This window comes from Streptomyces sp. NPDC048718, from assembly GCF_043198875.1.
Classification (GTDB): domain Bacteria; phylum Actinomycetota; class Actinomycetes; order Streptomycetales; family Streptomycetaceae; genus Streptomyces.
This window is the reverse complement of sequence record NZ_JBICVG010000011.1, coordinates 196,028-214,513: the sequence shown is the minus strand read 5'-3', so window position 1 is coordinate 214,513 and position 18,486 is coordinate 196,028. Positions and strand designations below refer to the sequence as shown.

Genomic DNA, 18,486 nt, shown 5'->3' with positions numbered 1-18,486 from the left:
CGTGACCGGCGTGACCGGCGGGGCGCGCCGCAGGGTCCCCTCGTGCCCGACCGTCCCTCCCGCAGCGAAGGAAGAACAGTGATGGCAGCACCTTCGGTACCACCCCGGCGGATCGTCATCGAGAACGCGGCGATCGCGACCATCGACGCGGACGACACCGAGTACGCCACCGGGCATCTCGTGATCGCGGGCGAGCGGATCGAGTCCCTGGGCGCCGGCCCGGCCCCCGGGGGACTGGCGGACGTGGACCGGCGGATCGACGCCACCGGCCATCTGCTGACGCCGGGCCTGGTCAACACCCACCACCACTTCTACCAGTGGCTCACCCGGGGCCTCGCCACCGACCACAACCTCTTCGACTGGCTGGTCGCGCTCTATCCGACCTGGGCGCGGATCGACGAGCCCATGGTCAGGACGGCCGCCGAGGCATCCCTGGCCATGATGGCCCGAGGCGGTGTCACCACCGCCATGGACCACCACTACATCCACCCACGCGGCACCGGCGATCTGTCCGGCGCCATCATCGCGGCCGCCCGCGACCTGGGCGTCCGCTTCACTCTCGCGCGCGGTTCGATGGACCGCGGCGAGCGGGACGGCGGGCTGCCGCCGGACTTCGCCGTCGAGACCACCGAGGGCGCGCTCGCCGCGACCGAGGAGACCGTCCGGCGCCACCACGACGCCTCCTTCGGCGCGATGACCCAGGTCGCCGTCGCTCCCTGCTCGCCCTTCTCCATCTCCACCGAACTGCTGCGCGAGGGCGCGGCGCTCGGCCGCCGGCTCGGCGTACGGATGCACACCCACGGCTCGGAGACGGTGGAGGAGGAGAAGTTCTGCCACGAGCTGTTCGGCATGGGCCCGACCGACTACTTCGAGTCCACCGGATTCCTCGGCGCGGACGTGTGGATGGCGCACTGCGTGCATATGAACGACACCGACCTCGCGGTCTTCGCCCGCACCGGCACCGGCGTCGCCCACTGCCCTTCGTCCAACGCGCGCCTCGCCGCCGGAATCGCCCGCGTCCCCGACATGCTCGAGGCGGGTGTACCGGTCGGCCTCGGCGTCGACGGCACCGCCTCCAACGAGTCGGGCGAACTGCACACCGAACTGCGCAACGCGCTGCTCGTGGGCCGGCTCGGCCCGCGCCGCGAGGCCGCGCTCACCGTCCGGCAGGCGCTGCGCCTCGGCACCCACGGCGGGGCCCGGGTCCTCGGCCGCGCCGACGCCCTCGGCTCCCTGGAACCCGGCAAGCTCGCCGATCTGGTGCTCTGGAAGCTCGACGGCCTCGGTCACTCCTCGATCGCGGACCCGGTGGCCGCCCTGGTACTCGGCCCGCCGGCCCCGGTCACCGCGTCCTTCGTCCATGGCCGGCAGATCGTCGAGAACGGCCGGTTGCTCACCGCCGACGAGGACCGCATCGCGCGCGACGCCCGTACAGAGGCCCGGCGCCTGGCCCGTATCGCCGGCCGGGACTGAGTCTTCGGGCCTTCGGGTCTTCGGGCAGTGTCCGGCCGGGAGGGACGGCTCCCGGCCGGCCGGGAGCCGCGCATCCGGGAGAGCCTCCCCGGCGGTGCGGCCGGGAACCGCCGTACGCCACGGGCGGACGGCACCCCGGCCACCCCAACCCCGGCACGGCCGCATGTGTGCCCGCACCGCCAGCAGGCACCCGGCCGGTCCACCGGGCGCGCCACCACGTCCTTCCCGCGCCACCCCCGTACCGTCCGCGCGACGAGCCGCACCTCCCGCACCTCCCGCACCTCCCGCACCTCCCGTACCTTCCACACCGCGCACCGCATCGCACCACCTCCCCGACCCCCGCGTCACCGACCGGAGGACCGCCGTGGCCGCCGCCCCCCAGACCCCCCTCACACCCGACGCGGATCCCGACGCGGATTCCGTCCCCGAGGGCGACCGGACCAGGCATCCGGTCGACGAGACCCTGCCCCCGGTGAAGATGCTGACCAGCGGCCTCCAGCACGTGGCCGCCATGTACGCGGGGGTCGTCGCCCCGCCGCTGATCGTCGGGGCGGCCGTCGGCCTCTCCGCCACCGAACTGACCTTTCTCACCGGCGCCAGCCTCTTCACCGCCGGACTCGCCACCTTCCTCCAGACCCTCGGCGTCTGGCGGATCGGCGCCCGGCTGCCCTTCGTCAACGGCGTCACCTTCGCCGGCGTCGCCCCGATGCTGGCGATCGTCGACACCACGAGGGACAGGGCCGACGCCCTCCCCGTCATCTTCGGCGCGATCATCGTCGCCGGACTCCTCGGCTTCCTCGCCGCGCCCTGGTTCTCCCGGCTGGTGCGCTTCTTCCCGCCGGTCGTCACCGGCACCGTCATCACCCTCATCGGCGTCTCGCTGCTGCCGGTCGCCTTCGGCTGGGCCCAGGGCCCCGACCCGAAGGCCGGCGACTACGGCTCGGCCGCGTACCTCTCGCTCGCCGGCCTCACCCTCGTCGTCGTCCTGCTGCTGCGCCGCTTCACCCGGGGCTTCCTCAAGCAGATCGCCGTCCTGGTCGGCCTGGTGATCGGCACCCTCCTCGCCCTCCCGTTCGGCGCCGCCGACTTCGGCCCGGTGCGCGAGGCCGGACTGGTGGGCTTCCCGAACCCCTTCCACTTCGGTGCCCCGCAGTTCGCCGCCGCCGCGATCGTCTCCATGTGCGTGGTCATGCTGGTCTCCATGACCGAGTCGACCGCCGACATGCTGGCGCTCGGCGAGATCGTCGACCGGCCCGCCGACGAGCGGACCATCGCGGCCGGGCTGCGCGCCGACACTCTCGGCTCCGCGCTCAGCCCGCTGTTCAACGGCTTCATGTGCAGCGCCTTCGCCCAGAACATCGGCCTGGTCGCGATGACCCGTATCCGCAGCCGCTTCGTGGTGGCCTGCGGCGGCGGCTTCCTGGTCCTGATGGGCCTCTCGCCGGTGGCGGCCTCGCTGATCTCGGTCGTCCCCCGGCCGGTGCTCGGCGGCGCGGGCATCGTCCTCTTCGGCTCGGTCGCCGCCAGCGGCATCCAGACCCTGGTCAAGGCCGGCCTGGAGAAGGACAACAACGTCCTGATCGTCGCGGTCTCGCTGGCCGTCGGCATCATCCCGATCACCAAGCCGGATTTTTACCACGCCTTCCCTTCGACGGCGCAGATCATCCTGGACTCCGGCATCTCCACCGGCTGTGTCGCCGCCGTCGTGCTCAACCTGGTCTTCAACCACATCGGCGGGAACCGGGACGACGACACGGTCACGGCACCGATGGAACCCGTCGGCGAGATCTCCGGGACCCGCGCGGCGAAGGCCGCCCGCCCCCGCTGAACCGCCCGGCCGCCCCCTGGTTTTGGGTTTCGCGGGGCACGCGGAGCCCGGGACCACCAGGGACGGGCGCCCGCGCGCCCCTGGTGCCACGACGGTCACCCGGACGGGGGCGGCCAGGACGGTCGGTAGGGCAGCCGGTTCGGCCGGACCAGCCGGTACGGCCAGGACCGGTGCGACCCCTGCGGCCCCGGCGAGCGCGACGACCCCGACGAGCGTGACGAGCGCGGCGGCCACCGGCCACGCCCGGCCCGCCCCCGCCCGCCGAGGGGCGCCACGCCTCCCCGGTGGCGGGCCGTGACGGGGGCTCACCGCGCGTCCCCCATGAGCCGCCGGCATTCGCGCGCCAGATGCGGATACGCCGCCGCGATCGCCTCGTACACACGCCGCCGCAGCAGTTGTTCGGCCTCGGCGCGGCCGGTGTCCCCGTACAGCCCGTCGAGCAGGCAGTCGTAGCGCGTGAGCGCGTACCGCAGATAGCCCACCTGCCAGCGGATCATCGCGCTCGGCACCATGCCCCGCCCCGCGCCCCGGCCCTTGCCGCCCGGCCTCGTGCCCTGCCCCGAGCCGCCCGGCCCGCGCGCCGCTTCCAGCCGATGCCGGTGCCGGAACGCGCGCCGTTCCAGCTCCGCCACCTCGATGCGCGGGACCTCGATGGGCGCCGCGCCGACGGCCGCGAGCACCGCCCTGCGCCGGCGCTCGGCCGCGGCCAGCGAGGCGGCCCAGGCCCGGCTCGCCACGGCCGACGAGGCGAACTCCGGAGTGCGCTCCACGGCCTCGACCCGCGCGAGGAGGTAGAGCCGCACCGGCGCGAGCGACCAGCGGCGCGGATCCCGGCCTTGTACGTCGGCCTGCCCAAGCAGCGAGTCGATCATCTCGTCGCTCCAGCCGCGCTCGCGCACCCCGGCCAGGGACACATACGTCGTACGGTCCGTCACGATTCCCCCAATATCGATTACGGAGAGTGATGGAACCAGTGAAGCGCATCCCACTGACAACGCACTCGCCACAGCCGTCCTGCGGCCTCCCCGGGGACCCGTGAGGCCCTCCCGCCCCCTTCGCCGCGCGGCCGATCATGGCCGGAACGGCACCCTTTCCCGGCCCGGCCCCATGGCCTCACCCTGCGAACGGGGCACCTGCCGAGGGCGCTGGGGGAGCCGATGGCCGAGCCGACGTACATACCCGTCCTGCCCACAGGGAGAAGCGCGCTGACGGCGTACCGGGACCTCGCGCCGTCCGCACGCGCGGCCATCGCGCCGCTGTGGACCGTCCCGCCACCCGACCCGGCCCGGCCCCGCCGCCCGCTGCGCGACCTCCTCGCCACCGTCGCCCACCACCAGGGCGCCGGACCGGCCTGGTGGGACGCCGCCGGCCGGGAGACCGGCCGCGAGGCCGGTGGCGGGACCGGTGGCGACGATCCGCCGGTCGTCGTGTCGGCGCTGCGCGACGTACTGCCCGGCACCCCGCTGCGCCCCGTCACCGGAGTGGAGCGGCCCGTGTGGCAGCAGACGGCCTGCGTCGAAGCCGCCCTGACCTGCGGGGACGGACGGGGCATGGGGATCCGGGTCGTCCCGGCTCCGCCCGGCCACGGGCACCTCGCCGACCGCCTCCAGGACCTGCTCGCACGGATCGGTCATCTCGCCCGGAGCGCACCGACGGGCCTCCCGCTCGACCTGCTGATCGACCTCGACGCCGTCCAGGACGACCACGCGTTCCGCCTCGCGGAGAAGCGGGCCCTGGACGCCCTCGCCCGGCTCGGTCCGCTCCACCCCTGGCGGACCGTGAGCGTCCTCGCCGGCTCCTGCCCCGGGACGGAAGGGGCACCCGACGGCTACGGGGCGCCGTTCGCCGAGGCCGAGCGGTACGACTGGGACCTGTGGCACCTGGCGGCCCGCTCGCCCGACGGACGCCGCCTGCCCCTCGTCCACGGCGACTACGCGGCCGCCCACCCGCGCGGCGTCCGGCGGCCGCGCGTCATCCCCGACGGCCCGCCCTGGGGTCTGCTCCGGCTCACCGGCGAGCGTACGTACCTGCTCGGCCGCGCTCCGGCGTGCGGGGCGGACCACCATACGGCCGTACGGGCCATGGCCAGGGAACTCGTCGCCACCGAGGACTTCGACGCGGCCCCCGACAGCGAGCCGAAACGCTGGCTGCGGGCCTGCGCCGAGGGGCAGGGCCCCCGAGGCGCGGGCGGCCCGGAGGCGTGGGCCCGTGCCGCCCACGGCCAGCACCTCGCGTATGTCGTCCGCCGGCTGCGCGGGTGGCCACCGGACGACTGGGCGGTATGACCCGCCCGCCGCGCCGGGGCGCATGACCCGTCCGGCGCTGCGGAATGACCCACCCGGCCGCACCGCCCCCCGCCCGCGCCGCGCGCCGCCGCGCCCCGAATTACGCTGGGAAGCGTGGCCGAGATCGTGCTCACCAACACCGGTCGTGACGCGTTCCTGGAGGCGAACCCGGAGTTCCGGGGGCCGGGAGCGGTCAGGGCGGTGGACGCCGTGCTCGGACTGCTGGCGCTGCACGGGGCGGACCGGGCGAGCGGAGTCCCCGAGCCGACCCCCGATCTGGCGCGGCGGCTGCTCGTGGAAGACCTGCCCTCCTTCGTCTGGGCGGACCCGGCGGAACTGACCGTGTATCCGGCGGTCCTGCGGGCGCTCGCCCGGCGGTTCGACGGGGCCGACCGGACCGGGGTCGAGGAAGCCGTCGACCAGTCCACCGCCGACTTCGAACGGGCCATGACGGACCCCGGCAACCTGACCTGGCCCCGCTGGTACGCCCGACTGCTGCGGACCGAGGGCGTCGACGCCGACGACCCCGGCGCGGTACGGGCCTGGCTGGCCCGGCTGAGCCGGGTACCGGTGCCCGACGGAGCGCGGCGGGCCGACCTCGCGGGACGGACCGCCGTCGCCGACGTCCTCCTCGCCGAGGTGCTGACCAGGGCGTACGTCCGGGACGCCGAGGCCTCCCCGGCCGCGGGGCCGCTCCTCGCCGACCACGACGTCGCGCGGGGCATCGGGGCCGTCGCCCACGCGCTCCTCGGCCGGTGGACCGCGGCCGGACTGCCCGAGGGGCTCGCGGGACCGTACGCGTACCTCGCGCCCGGACCGGAGGATCTTCCGCATCTCGCCCTCGCCGACGCGCTGCTCGGCGAACACCTGGACTATTACGGGGACGTCGCCGTACCGCTCCCGCCCCCCGCCCTCTGCTTCACGGATTCAGAGGGACCAGAGAGACCAGAGGAACCGGAAGGTGAACCGGGGGAAGCGGGAAACGCGGGAGGTACGAGGGCTGTGGCCGAAGGGGCCGCCGACCCGTCCGCACCCGCGGTCCCCGGCGCGGACGCGCGGACGGAACGGGACGCCGATCTGCTCGCGACCGCCGTCGACGCCCTCACCGGGACGGACCCGGCCCCCGACGCCGGCCCCTACGGGGGTGAGGCCGCCCATCTCGTCTACACGCTCTACCAGCGCGGCTGCTCGGCGGAGTCGGTGGCCCGCCGCGCCGCCGAGTTCGAGGACTGGACGGTCGACCCCGCTCTGGAGGACGCACCGGTACGGGTACCGCTGCCCGGCTCGCCCGCGTACACCACCCCCACCGCCGGTGAACTCGCCCGGTTGCTCGGCACCCCCGGCGTCGGCGACGCCGACCGCGCCCGTCTCGACGGTCCGGCCCGCGCGCTGGCCACCGTGGTCGACCGGCTCGCCGCGACCGGCCTCGTCTTCCGGCGCGGGGACGCCTTCGGGCTCGGCCCGCGCGGCTGCGCGGCGGTCCGTCACATGCTCGCGATCCGCGGCGTCGTGGTCCCCGGACCGGGGGAGACGGACGGCTGGGACGCGGCCCCGCTGGTGGCCGCCGCCGCGGTCTGGCCCCCGGCCGCCGCCCGGCGGGTCCTGCGCGACTGGCTGCGGGCCCACGGTGACGGCGACGTGGCCTGGTCCGCGCTGCTCGGCGCCATCGGCTCCGTCAACCGGGGTACCTCCGACGCCGCGGCCACCCGTGGCCTGCTCGACGTCCTCGATCTGTCCGCCGCCCCCGCCGGGGTGCTGCGCGGCCTCCTCGCGCACCCCGTCGTCGGCGCCCGGGCGGAGGAGACACTGCGCCGGAGCGGCGAGCCGGTGGCGCCCGGGGAGGTCCCGGCAGAGGCCCGGGCCCTGCGGGTGCTCGACGCGCTGCCCGGCAAGAAGGGGCCCCTGGAGTCGCGCCGTACCGCCTTCGACACGGCGGCCGCCGCCTGGCCCGGCGGAGCGGCGGCCCTCGTCGCCGCCATGAACGCCGCCGACCCGCACGAGACCGCCCGCGTCCTCACCCCTCTCGGCGTCAGCGTGTCCTGAGCCGCGCCGCATTCCTCCCCTTGGCGGATCCGGCCGATCTCCTTCCTTGCGCGGGTACGCGCGCGTGGGGAGTCGTGGCCGGATCACAGCCGCACCATCACCTCGTCCAGGGTCTTGCGGCGGAGGTCGGGTACGCGCGCGTCCTCGGCCGGATAACCGACCGGGATGACATAGGCGGCACGCTCCTCCGGCGGACGGTCGCAGACCTCGTTCAGGAAACGCATCGGGCTCGGCGTGTGGGTGAGGGTCGCCAGACCCGCCTGATGGAGCGTGGCAAGCAGCAGGCCGACGGCGATGCCGACCGACTCCTTGGTGTAGTAGGGGCGGGGCGTGTCGGGCCCCTTGTGGACCTCGAAGACCACGATCACGGCGGGCGCGGTCTCCAGGAACGGCTTGCTCCAGTCGGTGCCCAGCGGCGCCAGGGCCTCCAGCCACTCGGCGGACGCGCGGCGGCCGTAGAACTCCCGCTCCTCCGCCTCGGCGGCCTCGCGCAGTCGCCGCTTGCGCTCCGGGTCGGTGAGCACGACGAAACGCCACGGCTGGACGTGCGCCCCGCTGGGCGCGGTGGCGGCGGTACGGATCGCCCACTCCAGCACGCCCTCGGGCAGCGGGCGGCCGCAGAAGTCGCGCACGGTACGCCGGCGGGCCATCACCTGGTGGAAGGCACGGGCCCGTTTCTCCGCCTCCCCGATCGGTACGGCCAACGGCCGGTGCGGCACGGTGGGGTGGGCGAGGGTGGCGATCGGTGTCCCGGTCGGCTCATGGGGCTGGTCCATGCGGGCAGCACAGCACGAGGGGAGGCCCGGGGTAAATGCCCGAACCGGCTGAATCCCCGAGTGGTCCGAATCGGGGCAGGCCCTGGTTCGGTGCCGGAGCCGGCCCTCGCGTCATCCGAAGAGCCGGACAGCCCCTACGCCTCTTCGGGCCGCACCCACGCTCCCAGCTTCTCCGGGTTGCGGCACCCCCAGATCCGAGTGGCGCGCCCGTCGGAGACGTCGAACGCGGCCACGGTCACGACGACCCCGCCGAGCAGGGCCACCAGGCCCGGCATGCCGTTGACCGAACGCTCCCGGATGTCGAGCCCCGGGGCCTTGTCGGCGAGGGCCACCAGATACTGGGCGATGCGCGCACCGCCCTCGACCGGGCGCAGGGCGGCGCCGGCCAGCCCGCCTCCGTCGACGGTCATCACGGCGGCCGGGTCGAGGAGTCCGACGAGGGCGGGGATGTCCTTCGTCTCCCACGCCTCCTTGACGTGCCGCACCACATCGGCCCGGTCGGCCCGGTCGGTCCGATTGGTCCGGCCGGTCCGGTCGGCCACCGCGACCGGCGCGCGCACCGGCCCTGCGGGGCGCGCGGGGCCCGGGAGGCCCGTGGCGGCGCCGACCCTCCGCCGGGCGGAGGCCGCCAGTTGCTTGCAGGCCGCGGGGGTACGGTCGAGTACACCCCCGATCTCGGCGAACGGGTACCGGAAGACGTCGTGCAGGACGAACGCCACCCGCTCGGCGGGCGTCATCGATTCCAGGACGACGAGGAAGGCCATGTCCACCGACTCGTCCAGCACGATCTGGTCGGCGGGGTCCGCGGCGCCGGCCGGGCCGGCACAGGCCGGCCGGTCCTCCTCGGTGCGGTCGGGCAGCGGCTCGGGCAGCCACGCGCCGACATAGCGTTCCCGGCGGGCCCGCGCCGAGCCCAGCAGGTCCAGACAGATCCGGCCGGTCACCGTCGTCAGCCAGGCGCCGGGGGAGCGGATCTCCGCGCGCCGGGCGCGCGGCATCGCGTACCAGCGCGCGTAGGCGTCCTGGACGGCGTCCTCGGCCTCGGTGAGCGAGCCGAGCAAACGGTAGGCGACATTGAAGAGTTGAGGTCGCTCGCCCGCGACTTCGTCGGCGCCGGCTGCCCCGTTCGTCATTCCCCGCACCCTCGCCTTACCTTTCGCGGCCCTGTTTCGTCGGACGGGTGAGACCTTATCGATCCACTGCCCGAAGACGATGTCTCCAGGGCGGAAAAGAGGACTGTGACATGGCCACCGAGGTGACGGCGCGGGCACGGCGCGGCTCTTCGTTCCTGCGGATCGCGATCGCCCTGCAGACGCTGACCATCTTTCTCCAGGCGGTCTCCGCAGGGCTGTTGCTGACCGCCTCCTACGGGGAGACGATCCACGGTGTGGGAGCCCGGGTGATGTACGCGGCGTCGATGCTGTACGTCCTCGCGGCGGTCCTGGCGTGGAAGCCGGGCGGTGGATCGCCTCGGCCCATCTGGTACGCGTCGGGCTTCCTGGTCCTCGCCTCGGTCCAGGTCGTGCTCGGCATCGCGCACGTTCCGTCGGTTCATCTCCCCCTGGGGGTCCTGATGTTCGGCCTGAGCGTGCTGGCGCTGGCCGCGGTCTCCCGCCGCTGAGCCCCGTCCGGCCCCCCTCCGACCCGGCCCTCTTCGATCCGGATCGCTTCGGTCCCGGTGCCCGGACCGACCGTGACCGCGGGTCCCGCCCCCATGGCGTACGGGGGTGGGGCGGGGCCCGCAGCGGGGTCCGGGCGCCGGAGGGTGGTCAGCCGACGAGCTGTTCGTACGCGGGCAGGGTCAGGAAGTCCGCGTAGTCCGCGTCCAGCGAGACACGCAACAGCAGGTCGTGAGCCTGCTGCCAGGTACCGGCCGCGAACGCCTCCTCGCCGATCTCCGCGCGGATCGCGGCCAGTTCGCGTGCGGCGACCTCGCGGGCCAGCTCCGGTGTCACCTTCACGGTCGCACCGTCGTGCTCGACCTCCACGCCCGCGTTGATCCACTGCCAGATCTGCGAGCGCGAGATCTCCGCCGTGGCGGCGTCCTCCATCAGGTTGAAGATGGCGACGGCGCCGATGCCGCGCAGCCACGCCTCGATGTAACGGATCCCGACCTGAACGGCGTTGCGCAGCCCCTCGAAGGTGGGCCGGGCGTCGAGCGAGGCGATGTCGACGAGTTCCGGGGCCGTGACGTGGACGTCCTCGCGCAGCCGGTCCTTCTGGTTCGGCTTGTCGCCCAGCACCGCGTCGAAGGAGGCCATGGCGATCGGCACCAGGTCCGGGTGGGCGACCCAGGATCCGTCGAAACCGTCGCCCGCCTCCCGGTCCTTGTCGGCCCGGACCTTCTCGAAGGCGACCTTGTTGACCTCGGCGTCCTTGCGGGACGGAATGAAGGCCGCCATGCCGCCGATCGCGTGCGCGCCGCGCTTGTGGCAGGTGCGGACGAGGAGTTCGGTGTACGCGCGCATGAACGGGGCCGTCATCGTCACCGCGTTGCGGTCCGGCAGCACGAAACGCTCGCCCGCGTCACGGAAGTTCTTGACGAGGGAGAACAGATAGTCCCAGCGGCCCGCGTTCAACCCGGAGGCGTGATCGCGCAGTTCGTAGAGGATCTCCTCCATCTCGTACGCGGCGGTGATGGTCTCGATGAGCACCGTGGCACGGACGGTGCCCTGCGGGATGCCGACGTAGTCCTGGGCGAAGACGAAGACGTCGTTCCAGAGGCGGGCCTCCAGATGCGACTCGGTCTTCGGGAGGTAGAAGTACGGCCCCTTGCCGAGGTCGGTCAGCCGCCGTGCGTTGTGGAAGAAGTACAGGCCGAAGTCGACGAGCGCGCCGGGGACCGGGCGGCCCGCGACGGTCAGATGGCGCTCGTCCAGATGCCAGCCGCGCGGCCGCATGACGACCGTGGCGAGTTCCTCGGCCGGCTTCAGGGCGTACGACTTGCCGGACCGCGGATCCGTGAAGTCGATGTTCCGGGTGTACGCGTCGATCAGATTGACCTGACCGAGGATCACGTTCTCCCAGGTGGGGGCCGACGCGTCCTCGAAGTCCGCGAGCCAGACCCGGGCGCCCGAGTTCAGCGCGTTGATCGTCATCTTGCGGTCGGTCGGGCCGGTGATCTCGACCCGCCGGTCGTTCAGGGCGGCCGGCGCGGGCGCCACCCGCCAGGAGTCGTCGGCGCGGATCGCCGCGGTCCCGGGCAGGAAGTCCAGGGTGGACGTACGGGCGATCTCGGCACGCCGCTCGGCGCGGCGGGCGAGCAACTCGTCACGGCGCGGGGTGAACCGGCGGTGCAGCTCGGCCAGGAACGCGAGCGCCTCGCCGGTGAGCACCTCCTCCTGGCGCGGCAGGGACTCGGCTTCGACGACGACCGGGGAGGACGGCGCTGGTGCGGACATGAACGGTCACTTCCTTCAGCGGACTTCGCGGGCTTCGTGGATCTCGCGGACTTCGAGGGCGGTGGCGGGCGGCCGCCAGGGAGGGGCGCGGGCGACGAGTCGGGGCCAGGCGGTTCTGGGAAATGGATACTAGTTTTCTCATTGTGGAAGTTCAACGGTTGTCGATTTCCGGAAGTCTTCAGGTCGACACCACGTGGCGGGGCTTCGGCGTGGCCTTCGAAAGGCCCCGGTCCGCTCACTCCAGGCGCGCCAGATCCGCCGCGGTGTCGATGTCGTACGGCTCGGCCACCTCCGAGCAGTCCACAAGGGTGATCGCGTCCCGATGGGCCGCCAGATACCCGCGCGCCCCCTGGTCCCCGACCGCCCCCGCCGCGACCCCGGCCCAGTGCGCCGCGCCGAACAGCACCGGATGCCCGCGCCGCCCCCGGTACGAGGCCGCCGCCAGGGTGTCGCGCCCTTGGTATGCCGCCCGTACCCGCGCCACGGCCGCCGCACCGATCCCCGGCTGGTCCACCAGGGACACGAGGACCGCGTCGAACCCGTCGGGGCGCGCGCTCAGCGCGTCCAGCCCCGCCCGCAGCGACGACCCCATGCCCTCGGCCCACCCGGCGTTGTCCACCAGGACGCACGCGGGCAGCCGCGCCTCCTGCCGCACCCGCTCCGCCGCCGCGCCGAGTACCACGTACACCGCCCCGCAACCGCCGTCCCACAGAGCCCGCGCCGCGTGCTCGACGAGCGGGCGGCCCCGGTGGGGGAGCAACGCCTTGGGGTGCCCGCCGAGCCGCCGGCCGCCGCCGGCCGCGAGCAGCAGCCCGGCGATCCGGGGCGCCGTCGTCACGTGAGGTCCTGCCGTCTCATCCGTCATAGGGGAGTGCATACCGCATCAGGGGCGGACCACTCGGATGCCTGAAAGTCGGGACGCGTGCTGGCGCGCCGGGCGAACAAGGGAGTTAACTGGCCCGCAACCCGGACGACCGGCCATCGCCCGACCGCCGGCCGAACGGGACCGGCACAGGAGCGTGCACGAAGGGGGTGGGGCACCCCCTGGGGGGAGAGTCGTGTTGCGAAGTGTGGGGCAGCGGCCGCAGGCCGCCGATGACCTGGATCCGCGGGTGGCCGAACTACGCGCCGCCGTGACCCGGCTCAGGCGTGAACTCGCCGGGAACCGGCAGGAGTTCGCCGACCGGGTGATCGCGGAGGACGAACTGGCCGCACTCGACGCGATGGCGTCGAGCGGCATCCCGGAGGTGTGGCGGTTGCGCCGCTCGCTGCTGCTGATCGCGGGCGCGGTCGGCTCCGTCAGCGCGCTCGCCGAGGGGCTCACGGCCGTCCGGTGCGCCGTCGAACTCTTCGGCCCGTCGAACCAGGCACCGGCCCAGCCTCCGGTGGCACACCCGGGACGGTCCGTGACCTAGCGGCTGTCCGGGTAGCCGGGTGGCCGGGTGTCCGGCTGTCCGGTGGGGCGGCGTGGGTCAGGCGGGATGGTGCGAGTCAGGCGGTGCGGGGTCAGGAGCCCCGGGTCAGCGCCTGATCAGCCGGCGTGCCGTCGCCGCCGCGACCGCCGCCGTCCGGGAGTCCACGCCCAGCTTGGCGAAGACATGCACCAGATGGGACTTCACCGTCGCCTGGCTGAGGAACAGGGCCTTGCTGATCTGCTGGTTGGACAGGCCCTCGCCGACCAGCTGGAGGACCTCCAGCTCGCGTTTGGTCAGCGCCTCCGCCGGGGTGCGCATCCGGTCCATCAGCCGGTGCGCCACCGCGGGGGCGAGCGCCGACTGCCCGGCGGCGGCCGTCCGTACCGCCGCCGCCAGCTCCTCCGGCGGGGCGTCCTTCAGCAGGTAACCGGAGGCCCCGGCCTCCACCGCCGCGAGGATGTCGGCGTCCGTGTCGTACGTGGTGAGGACGAGCACCCTCGGCCCGCCCGGTACGGCGGTGATCGCGGCGGTCGCCTCCGAGCCGTGCATCCCGGCGCCGAACTGGAGATCCATCAGGACCACGTCCACACCCCCGGCGGCGGCCAGCTCGACCGCCCGCTCGGCCGTCGCGGCCTCCGCCGCCACCGTGAAGTCGGGCTCGGTGTCGAGGACGGCCCGCAGCCCGGCCCGTACCACCGGATGGTCGTCGGCGAGCAGGAGTCGGAGGGGCATGCGTCAGGCTCCGGTCGGCAGGGCGGTGGGGGACGAAGGCGAAGGCGAGGGGGCGCCGGACATGGATGCGGGTACGGCTCCGGTTCCGGTGGCGGTGGTCGGGTCCGGGAGGGGCAGGGTGACGGCCACGGCGGTGCCTTGCCCTGGCGCGGACTCGACCGTGAACACGCCGCCGAGGGACTCCGCCCGCGACCGCATCGCGGGCAGCCCGAAGCCGCCCTCCGCGGACGGCCGCGCGGGGCGCGGCGCGGCCGGGTCGAAACCCGTACCGTCGTCCACCACGTCCAGCGTCACCGACCCGGCCATGAACGACAGCGTGATCTCCGCGCGCGAGGCCGCGGCGTGCCGCACCGTGTTCGCCAGTGCGGACTGGGCGATCCGCAGCAACGCCACCTCGTACGGGGTGGGCAGCTCGACAGGGGTCCCGCTCACCGAGAACCGCACCCGGGGCCCGGTCGTACCGTCCGCACCGGCCGACCCGCCGCCCGCCTCCGTACCGACCGGCCCACCTGTACCGGCAGGCTCGCCCGCACCGTCCGGCCCACCGGCACCCTCCGCCTCGCCCGAACCCTCCGGCCCACTCGTCCCGTGCGTCGCGCACAGTCGTTCCAGCGCCCCGGCGAGCGAGCCGTGCTCCAGGCCGGGCGGGGCGAGCGCCCGTACGAAGCGCCGCGCCTCCGCCAGGTTGTCCTGGGCGGCCCGCCGCGCGCGGTCGATGTGCCCGGCGGCCGGGGATCCCGCCGGCAGCGTCCGCTCGGCGGCCCGCAGCAGCAATTGGATCGAGGACAGTCCCTGGGCCAGCGTGTCGTGGATCTCCCGGGCCAGCCGCTCCCGCTCCGCGAGCGTGCCCGCGTGCCGCTCGGCCGCCGCCAGCTCGGCCCGGGTCGAGATCAGTTCGTCGATCAGCCGGCGCCGTCGCTCGCTCTCCCGGTACAGCGCCTGGAAGCCGAGCACGGTCGCCACCGCGACCGCCGCCCCGAGCAGCGGCCCGATGAAGACCCCCGGGCTGAGCGCGGCCCCGTGCCGTACGTACGACAGGATCGCGGCGCCCGCCGTGAGGGCCACCGCCGGCAGCGACCAGCGCCCCGGCAGAAGATGCAGCTGGAGGAAGTAGAGGGGGAAGGCGAGCCACAGTCCTTCCGGGGTCAGCCACAGCAGGGCCAGCCAGGACAGGAACAGGGCGAGGAGCCAGACCGCCGCGGCCCGCTGTGACGACCGTACGGCGGGCAGCAGCGCTCCGGCCGCGTAGACCGCACCCGTCACGGCCGCCGCGGTGACCCCGGCGGCCGTCTCCGTGCGCAGGGCCGCGAGGACCAGCAGCGCCGCCATCAGCAGATGTAGACAGAGGCGCAGCGCGCGCAGGGCGGGGGTCGGTGAGCGGGGATCCATGGTTCTTCCAGGGTAGGCGGGGTGGAATAGTGAACCGGACAATCCGGACTCAATCGAAAGTTTGATTACGGAGCCACCCGTGGCGCGATGCCCTGGGCGGCCCCGTCCGAGCAGGCTTGGCCCCATGTTCGTGGCATGGAGAGACCTGCGCTTCGCCAAGGGGCGATTCACCTTGATGGGCACCGTGATCGTCCTGATCACCCTGCTCGTCGGACTGTTGTCGGGACTGACCGCCGGGCTCGCCCGCGAGAACATCTCGGCGATCACCGGGCTGCCCGCCGACCGGCTGGCCTTCGCCGCGCCGCCCGACGGCCAGTCGGTCTCCTTCACCAACTCGACCGTCACCGCCTCCCAGTGGCGGGCCTGGGCCGGGCGCCCCGGCGTGGCGAGCGCCGCGCCGCTCGGCATCCGCACCCTCAACGGCGTCGCGGGCGACCGGACCGCCGCCCTCTCCGCCTTCGGTACGGAGCCGGGCGCGGGCCTCGCCCCCGAGGGCGGGCGGCTCGGGCCGGGCCGGGCGGTGCTCTCGGCGTCGGCGGCGCGGGAGCTGCGGGTCACGGAAGGGGAGCGGGTCCGGCTCGGCTCCGTGGACGTCACCGTCGTGGCGATCGCCGGGGACGCCTCGTACAGCCATACCCCCGTCGTGTGGACCTCGCTCGACGACTGGCAGCGGCTCGGCCGGGGCGAGGGCGCCAAGGAGGCCCAGGCCACCGTGATCGCGCTCACCGGTTCGGGCTCCGGATCCGATTCCGGCTCCGGTTCGGGCTCGGGCTCCGGGGTCGACTGGACGGCCGGGGACCGGGCCGCGGGCACGGCGGCGCGGACCGTCGACGAGGCCCTTGGCGCCATAGGGTCGTACCAGGCCGAGAACGGCTCGCTCCAGCTGATGCGCGGCTTCCTCTTCGTCATCTCCGCGCTGGTCATGGGTGCCTTCTTCACCGTCTGGACCATTCAGCGCAGTGCCGACGTCGCCGTTCTCAAGGCGCTCGGCGCCTCCACCCCGTATCTGCTGAAGGACGCCCTCGGTCAGGCCGTGGTGATGCTCGGCGCGGGCACCCTGCTCGGCACCGGGTTCGCCGTCGGCATCGGCGCGCTGATCAGCGGCGGCGACGTGCCGTTCGTCCTGCGGCCGTCGACCGTGCTCGGCCCGGCCGCCGTGATGATCGTGCTCGGAGTCCTCGGCTCGGCCCTGTCCATCCGGCGGATCACCGCCGTCGACCCCCTGACCGCGCTCGGGAGCGCCCGATGAGCCTGCTGCTCGACGATGTGACCCTCACCTACCCGGACGGCGACGGCCGGCTCACCGCACTCGACGCGGTGTCCCTCACCGTGCCCGCCGGCACCCTCACCGCCGTCGTCGGGCCGTCCGGCTCCGGCAAGTCCAGCCTGCTCGCGGTGGCCGCGACCCTGGTCACCCCGGACCGGGGTCGGGTCGTGGTGGCCGGCACCGACACCGGACCGCTCGGCCCGGCCGCCAAGGCGGAGCTGCGGCGGGACCGGATCGGCATCGTCTTCCAGCAGCCGAACCTGCTGCCCTCGCTCAGCGCGCTCGAACAGCTCCAGGTGATGGCCCATCTCTCCGGGCGCCGGCCGCGCGCCGTACGGGACCGGGCCCTGGAACTCCTGGACGCGGTGGACCTCGCCGGCCAGGCCCACCGCCGGCCCCACCAGCTCTCCGGCGGCCAGCGCCAGCGCGTCAACATCGCGCGGGCCCTGATGAACGAACCGGCCGTCCTTCTCGTCGACGAGCCGACGAGCGCCCTGGACCACGAGCGGGGAGCGGCCGTCATGGCGCTCCTCGCCCGGCTGACCGAGGAGCGGGGGACGGCGACGGTGCTGGTCACGCACGACCGCACGCACCTGGGGCGGGCTGACCGCACGGTGACGGTACGGGACGGACGGCTGACCGAGGAGGCCGATCCGGGGCCGGGTCCGGGGCCAAGCCCCGAGACGGTGACCAGGCCGGTTGTCGGCGGGGCGGCGGACCTGACGGTCTGAGCGCCGCGAGGGTCGTACGAACGAGGGGCCCGGAACCGGTCAGCGGTTCCAGGGCCCTTTCCGCCCCGTTTTCTACGGTGTACGAGCGGGGTTGTACGGCGTACGAGTGCGATGCTCGTTCAGTTCCGGCCGCCGCCCAGGGAGCCCGAGGTACCCAGGGCGCCCGAGGTGCTCGCCAGCGCCGCCGACAGTTCCCGCGCGACCTGCTGGAGGACCGGGACGATCCGCTCGATCGCCGCCTCCGTGACCCGGCCGGCCGGGCCCGAGATGGAGATGGCCGCCGCCGTGGGGGAGTCGGGCACCGGGACGGCGAGGCAGCGGACGCCGATCTCCTGCTCGTTGTCGTCGACCGCGTAGCCGCTCTCGCGCACCACCGTCAGGGCGTCGAGGAATCCCTCGGGCGTGGTGATCGTCCGGTCGGTGGCGGCGGGCATGCCGGTGCGGGCGAGCAGCGCGCGCACCTCGTCGGCGGGGGTGTGCGCGAGCAGCGCCTTGCCGACCCCGGTGGAGTGCGGCAGTACCCGGCGGCCGACCTCCGTGAACATGCGCATCGAGTGCTTGGACGGCACCTGGGCGACGTACACGACCTCGTCGCCGTCGAGCAGAGCCATGTTCGCCGTCTCACCGGTCTCCTCGACGAGCCGCGCCAGATACGGGCGGGCCCAGGTGCCGAGCAGCCGGGAGGCGGACTCGCCGAGCCGGATGAGACGGGGGCCGAGGGCGTACCGGCGGTTGGGCTGCTGGCGGACGTAACCGCAGGCCACGAGGGTGCGCATCAGCCGGTGGATCGTCGGCAGCGGCAGCCCGCTGCCGGCGGAGAGCTCGCTCAGTCCGACCTCGCCGCCCGCGTCGGCCATCCGCTCCAGGAGGTCGAAGGCACGCTCGAGGGACTGGACGCCGCCGCTCGCGGCGGCGGGCTTGGCGGCGTCGGTGGCGCGGGCGCTGGACGTCGGCACGGCAATGGTCCTTTCGGGGCAGGCGGGCGAGGCAGCAGCCTACCGGGCGCCCGGGCCGCGCTCACGGCCCAGGTCCCGGCATCCGGGCCGGTCAGCGGGGCTTTCGCCGCCCGCCGACGGCTGCCCGCGAGGGGGCCTGGGCCACCCCTCCGCAGGACCCCCGGCGACGGAGGAGATTTCTCCTGTACGG

16 protein-coding genes are annotated in these 18,486 nt (G+C 74.2%); 8 read left to right on the top strand and 8 right to left on the bottom strand.

Annotated features, from left to right (window positions below; translation table 11 throughout):
• Window positions 1–81: 81 nt before the first annotated feature.
• Together ACGFRB_RS22120 and ACGFRB_RS22115 are read left to right on the top strand one after the other, a co-directional pair.
• A complete protein-coding gene (locus ACGFRB_RS22120) occupies window positions 82–1,473 on the top strand; it encodes an 8-oxoguanine deaminase (protein WP_393245181.1) in 1,392 nt (463 codons plus the stop codon).
• A 364-nt stretch (window positions 1,474–1,837) separates the two neighbouring features.
• On the top strand, window positions 1,838–3,301 hold the full coding sequence (locus ACGFRB_RS22115) for a nucleobase:cation symporter-2 family protein (RefSeq protein ID WP_393245179.1): 1,464 nt from the start codon (window positions 1,838–1,840) through the stop codon (window positions 3,299–3,301).
• Between the two features lie 305 nt (window positions 3,302–3,606).
• Here the strand turns inward: ACGFRB_RS22115 and ACGFRB_RS22110 are convergent, their stop codons facing one another.
• Window positions 3,607–4,236 (bottom strand): hypothetical protein, encoded by a 630-nt coding sequence (locus tag ACGFRB_RS22110; protein ID WP_393245177.1) that lies wholly within the window; start codon window positions 4,234–4,236, stop codon window positions 3,607–3,609.
• A gap of 222 nt (window positions 4,237–4,458) precedes the next feature.
• On the opposite strand from ACGFRB_RS22110, the gene ACGFRB_RS22105 reads away from it, so the two are divergent.
• Together ACGFRB_RS22105 and ACGFRB_RS22100 are read left to right on the top strand one after the other, a co-directional pair.
• Complete coding sequence (locus ACGFRB_RS22105) at window positions 4,459–5,586, top strand: hypothetical protein (RefSeq protein WP_393245175.1); 1,128 nt, start codon at window positions 4,459–4,461, stop codon at window positions 5,584–5,586.
• A gap of 114 nt (window positions 5,587–5,700) precedes the next feature.
• Complete coding sequence (locus ACGFRB_RS22100) at window positions 5,701–7,629, top strand: hypothetical protein (protein WP_393245173.1); 1,929 nt, start codon at window positions 5,701–5,703, stop codon at window positions 7,627–7,629.
• Between the two features lie 83 nt (window positions 7,630–7,712).
• On the opposite strand, the gene ACGFRB_RS22095 is transcribed toward ACGFRB_RS22100, so the two are convergent.
• Together ACGFRB_RS22095 and ACGFRB_RS22090 are read right to left on the bottom strand one after the other, a co-directional pair.
• Entirely contained in the window at window positions 7,713–8,405 is a 693-nt protein-coding gene (locus tag ACGFRB_RS22095) for a nitroreductase family protein (RefSeq protein WP_393245171.1), read from the bottom strand.
• 134 nt (window positions 8,406–8,539) lie between these two features.
• Complete coding sequence (locus ACGFRB_RS22090) at window positions 8,540–9,538, bottom strand: sigma-70 family RNA polymerase sigma factor (RefSeq protein WP_393245169.1); 999 nt, start codon at window positions 9,536–9,538, stop codon at window positions 8,540–8,542.
• Window positions 9,539–9,648: 110 nt separating this feature from the next.
• On the opposite strand from ACGFRB_RS22090, the gene ACGFRB_RS22085 reads away from it, so the two are divergent.
• Window positions 9,649–10,026, top strand: coding sequence for a hypothetical protein (locus ACGFRB_RS22085; protein WP_363005957.1), 378 nt, complete (start codon window positions 9,649–9,651; stop codon window positions 10,024–10,026).
• A gap of 148 nt (window positions 10,027–10,174) precedes the next feature.
• Here the strand turns inward: ACGFRB_RS22085 and aceB are convergent, their stop codons facing one another.
• Window positions 10,175–11,806, bottom strand: a complete 1,632-nt coding sequence (aceB, locus tag ACGFRB_RS22080; RefSeq protein WP_393245167.1) for a malate synthase A — start codon at window positions 11,804–11,806, stop codon at window positions 10,175–10,177.
• Between the two features lie 235 nt (window positions 11,807–12,041).
• Window positions 12,042–12,671, bottom strand: coding sequence for an NTP transferase domain-containing protein (locus ACGFRB_RS22075; protein ID WP_393245165.1), 630 nt, complete (start codon window positions 12,669–12,671; stop codon window positions 12,042–12,044).
• A gap of 193 nt (window positions 12,672–12,864) precedes the next feature.
• Here ACGFRB_RS22075 and ACGFRB_RS22070 point away from each other — a divergent pair, with 193 nt between their 5' ends.
• Entirely contained in the window at window positions 12,865–13,221 is a 357-nt protein-coding gene (locus tag ACGFRB_RS22070; RefSeq protein ID WP_363005963.1) for a DUF5955 family protein, read from the top strand.
• Between the two features lie 105 nt (window positions 13,222–13,326).
• Here the strand turns inward: ACGFRB_RS22070 and ACGFRB_RS22065 are convergent, their stop codons facing one another.
• The gene (locus ACGFRB_RS22065) at window positions 13,327–13,953 is read right to left on the bottom strand and encodes a response regulator transcription factor (RefSeq protein ID WP_361232748.1); all 627 of its coding nucleotides are present in this window, start codon (window positions 13,951–13,953) and stop codon (window positions 13,327–13,329) included.
• Between the two features lie 3 nt (window positions 13,954–13,956).
• The gene (locus ACGFRB_RS22060) at window positions 13,957–15,342 is read right to left on the bottom strand and encodes a sensor histidine kinase (RefSeq protein WP_393245163.1); all 1,386 of its coding nucleotides are present in this window, start codon (window positions 15,340–15,342) and stop codon (window positions 13,957–13,959) included.
• A 124-nt stretch (window positions 15,343–15,466) separates the two neighbouring features.
• Here ACGFRB_RS22060 and ACGFRB_RS22055 point away from each other — a divergent pair, with 124 nt between their 5' ends.
• Together ACGFRB_RS22055 and ACGFRB_RS22050 are read left to right on the top strand one after the other, a co-directional pair.
• Window positions 15,467–16,591 (top strand): ABC transporter permease, encoded by a 1,125-nt coding sequence (locus tag ACGFRB_RS22055; protein WP_393245161.1) that lies wholly within the window; start codon window positions 15,467–15,469, stop codon window positions 16,589–16,591.
• Window positions 16,588–17,340 carry an ABC transporter ATP-binding protein gene (locus tag ACGFRB_RS22050; RefSeq protein ID WP_363005971.1) on the top strand — a complete coding sequence of 251 codons (753 nt, stop codon included), beginning with the start codon at window positions 16,588–16,590 and terminating at the stop codon, window positions 17,338–17,340. The genes ACGFRB_RS22055 and ACGFRB_RS22050 overlap by 4 nt, the downstream gene beginning before the upstream one ends.
• A gap of 119 nt (window positions 17,341–17,459) precedes the next feature.
• Here the strand turns inward: ACGFRB_RS22050 and ACGFRB_RS22045 are convergent, their stop codons facing one another.
• Window positions 17,460–18,296: an IclR family transcriptional regulator gene (locus tag ACGFRB_RS22045; protein ID WP_393245159.1), complete on the bottom strand. Its 837-nt coding sequence runs from the start codon at window positions 18,294–18,296 to the stop codon at window positions 17,460–17,462.
• Window positions 18,297–18,486: the final 190 nt, after the last annotated feature.

Bases quoted from the DNA above. Each gene is read 5' to 3' on its own strand.
- ACGFRB_RS22090 (WP_393245169.1), bottom strand. From the start codon at position 9,538: ATGACGAACGGGGCAGCCGGCGCCGACGAAGTCGCGGGCGAGCGACCT.
- aceB (WP_393245167.1), bottom strand. From the start codon at position 11,806: ATGTCCGCACCAGCGCCGTCCTCCCCGGTCGTCGTCGAAGCCGAGTCC.
- ACGFRB_RS22075 (WP_393245165.1), bottom strand. From the start codon at position 12,671: ATGACGGATGAGACGGCAGGACCTCACGTGACGACGGCGCCCCGGATC.
- ACGFRB_RS22060 (WP_393245163.1), bottom strand. From the start codon at position 15,342: ATGGATCCCCGCTCACCGACCCCCGCCCTGCGCGCGCTGCGCCTCTGT.
- ACGFRB_RS22055 (WP_393245161.1), top strand. From the start codon at position 15,467: ATGTTCGTGGCATGGAGAGACCTGCGCTTCGCCAAGGGGCGATTCACC.
- ACGFRB_RS22065 (WP_361232748.1), bottom strand. From the start codon at position 13,953: ATGCCCCTCCGACTCCTGCTCGCCGACGACCATCCGGTGGTACGGGCC.
- ACGFRB_RS22085 (WP_363005957.1), top strand. From the start codon at position 9,649: ATGGCCACCGAGGTGACGGCGCGGGCACGGCGCGGCTCTTCGTTCCTG.
- ACGFRB_RS22105 (WP_393245175.1), top strand. From the start codon at position 4,459: ATGGCCGAGCCGACGTACATACCCGTCCTGCCCACAGGGAGAAGCGCG.
- ACGFRB_RS22120 (WP_393245181.1), top strand. From the start codon at position 82: ATGGCAGCACCTTCGGTACCACCCCGGCGGATCGTCATCGAGAACGCG.
- ACGFRB_RS22095 (WP_393245171.1), bottom strand. From the start codon at position 8,405: ATGGACCAGCCCCATGAGCCGACCGGGACACCGATCGCCACCCTCGCC.
- ACGFRB_RS22050 (WP_363005971.1), top strand. From the start codon at position 16,588: ATGAGCCTGCTGCTCGACGATGTGACCCTCACCTACCCGGACGGCGAC.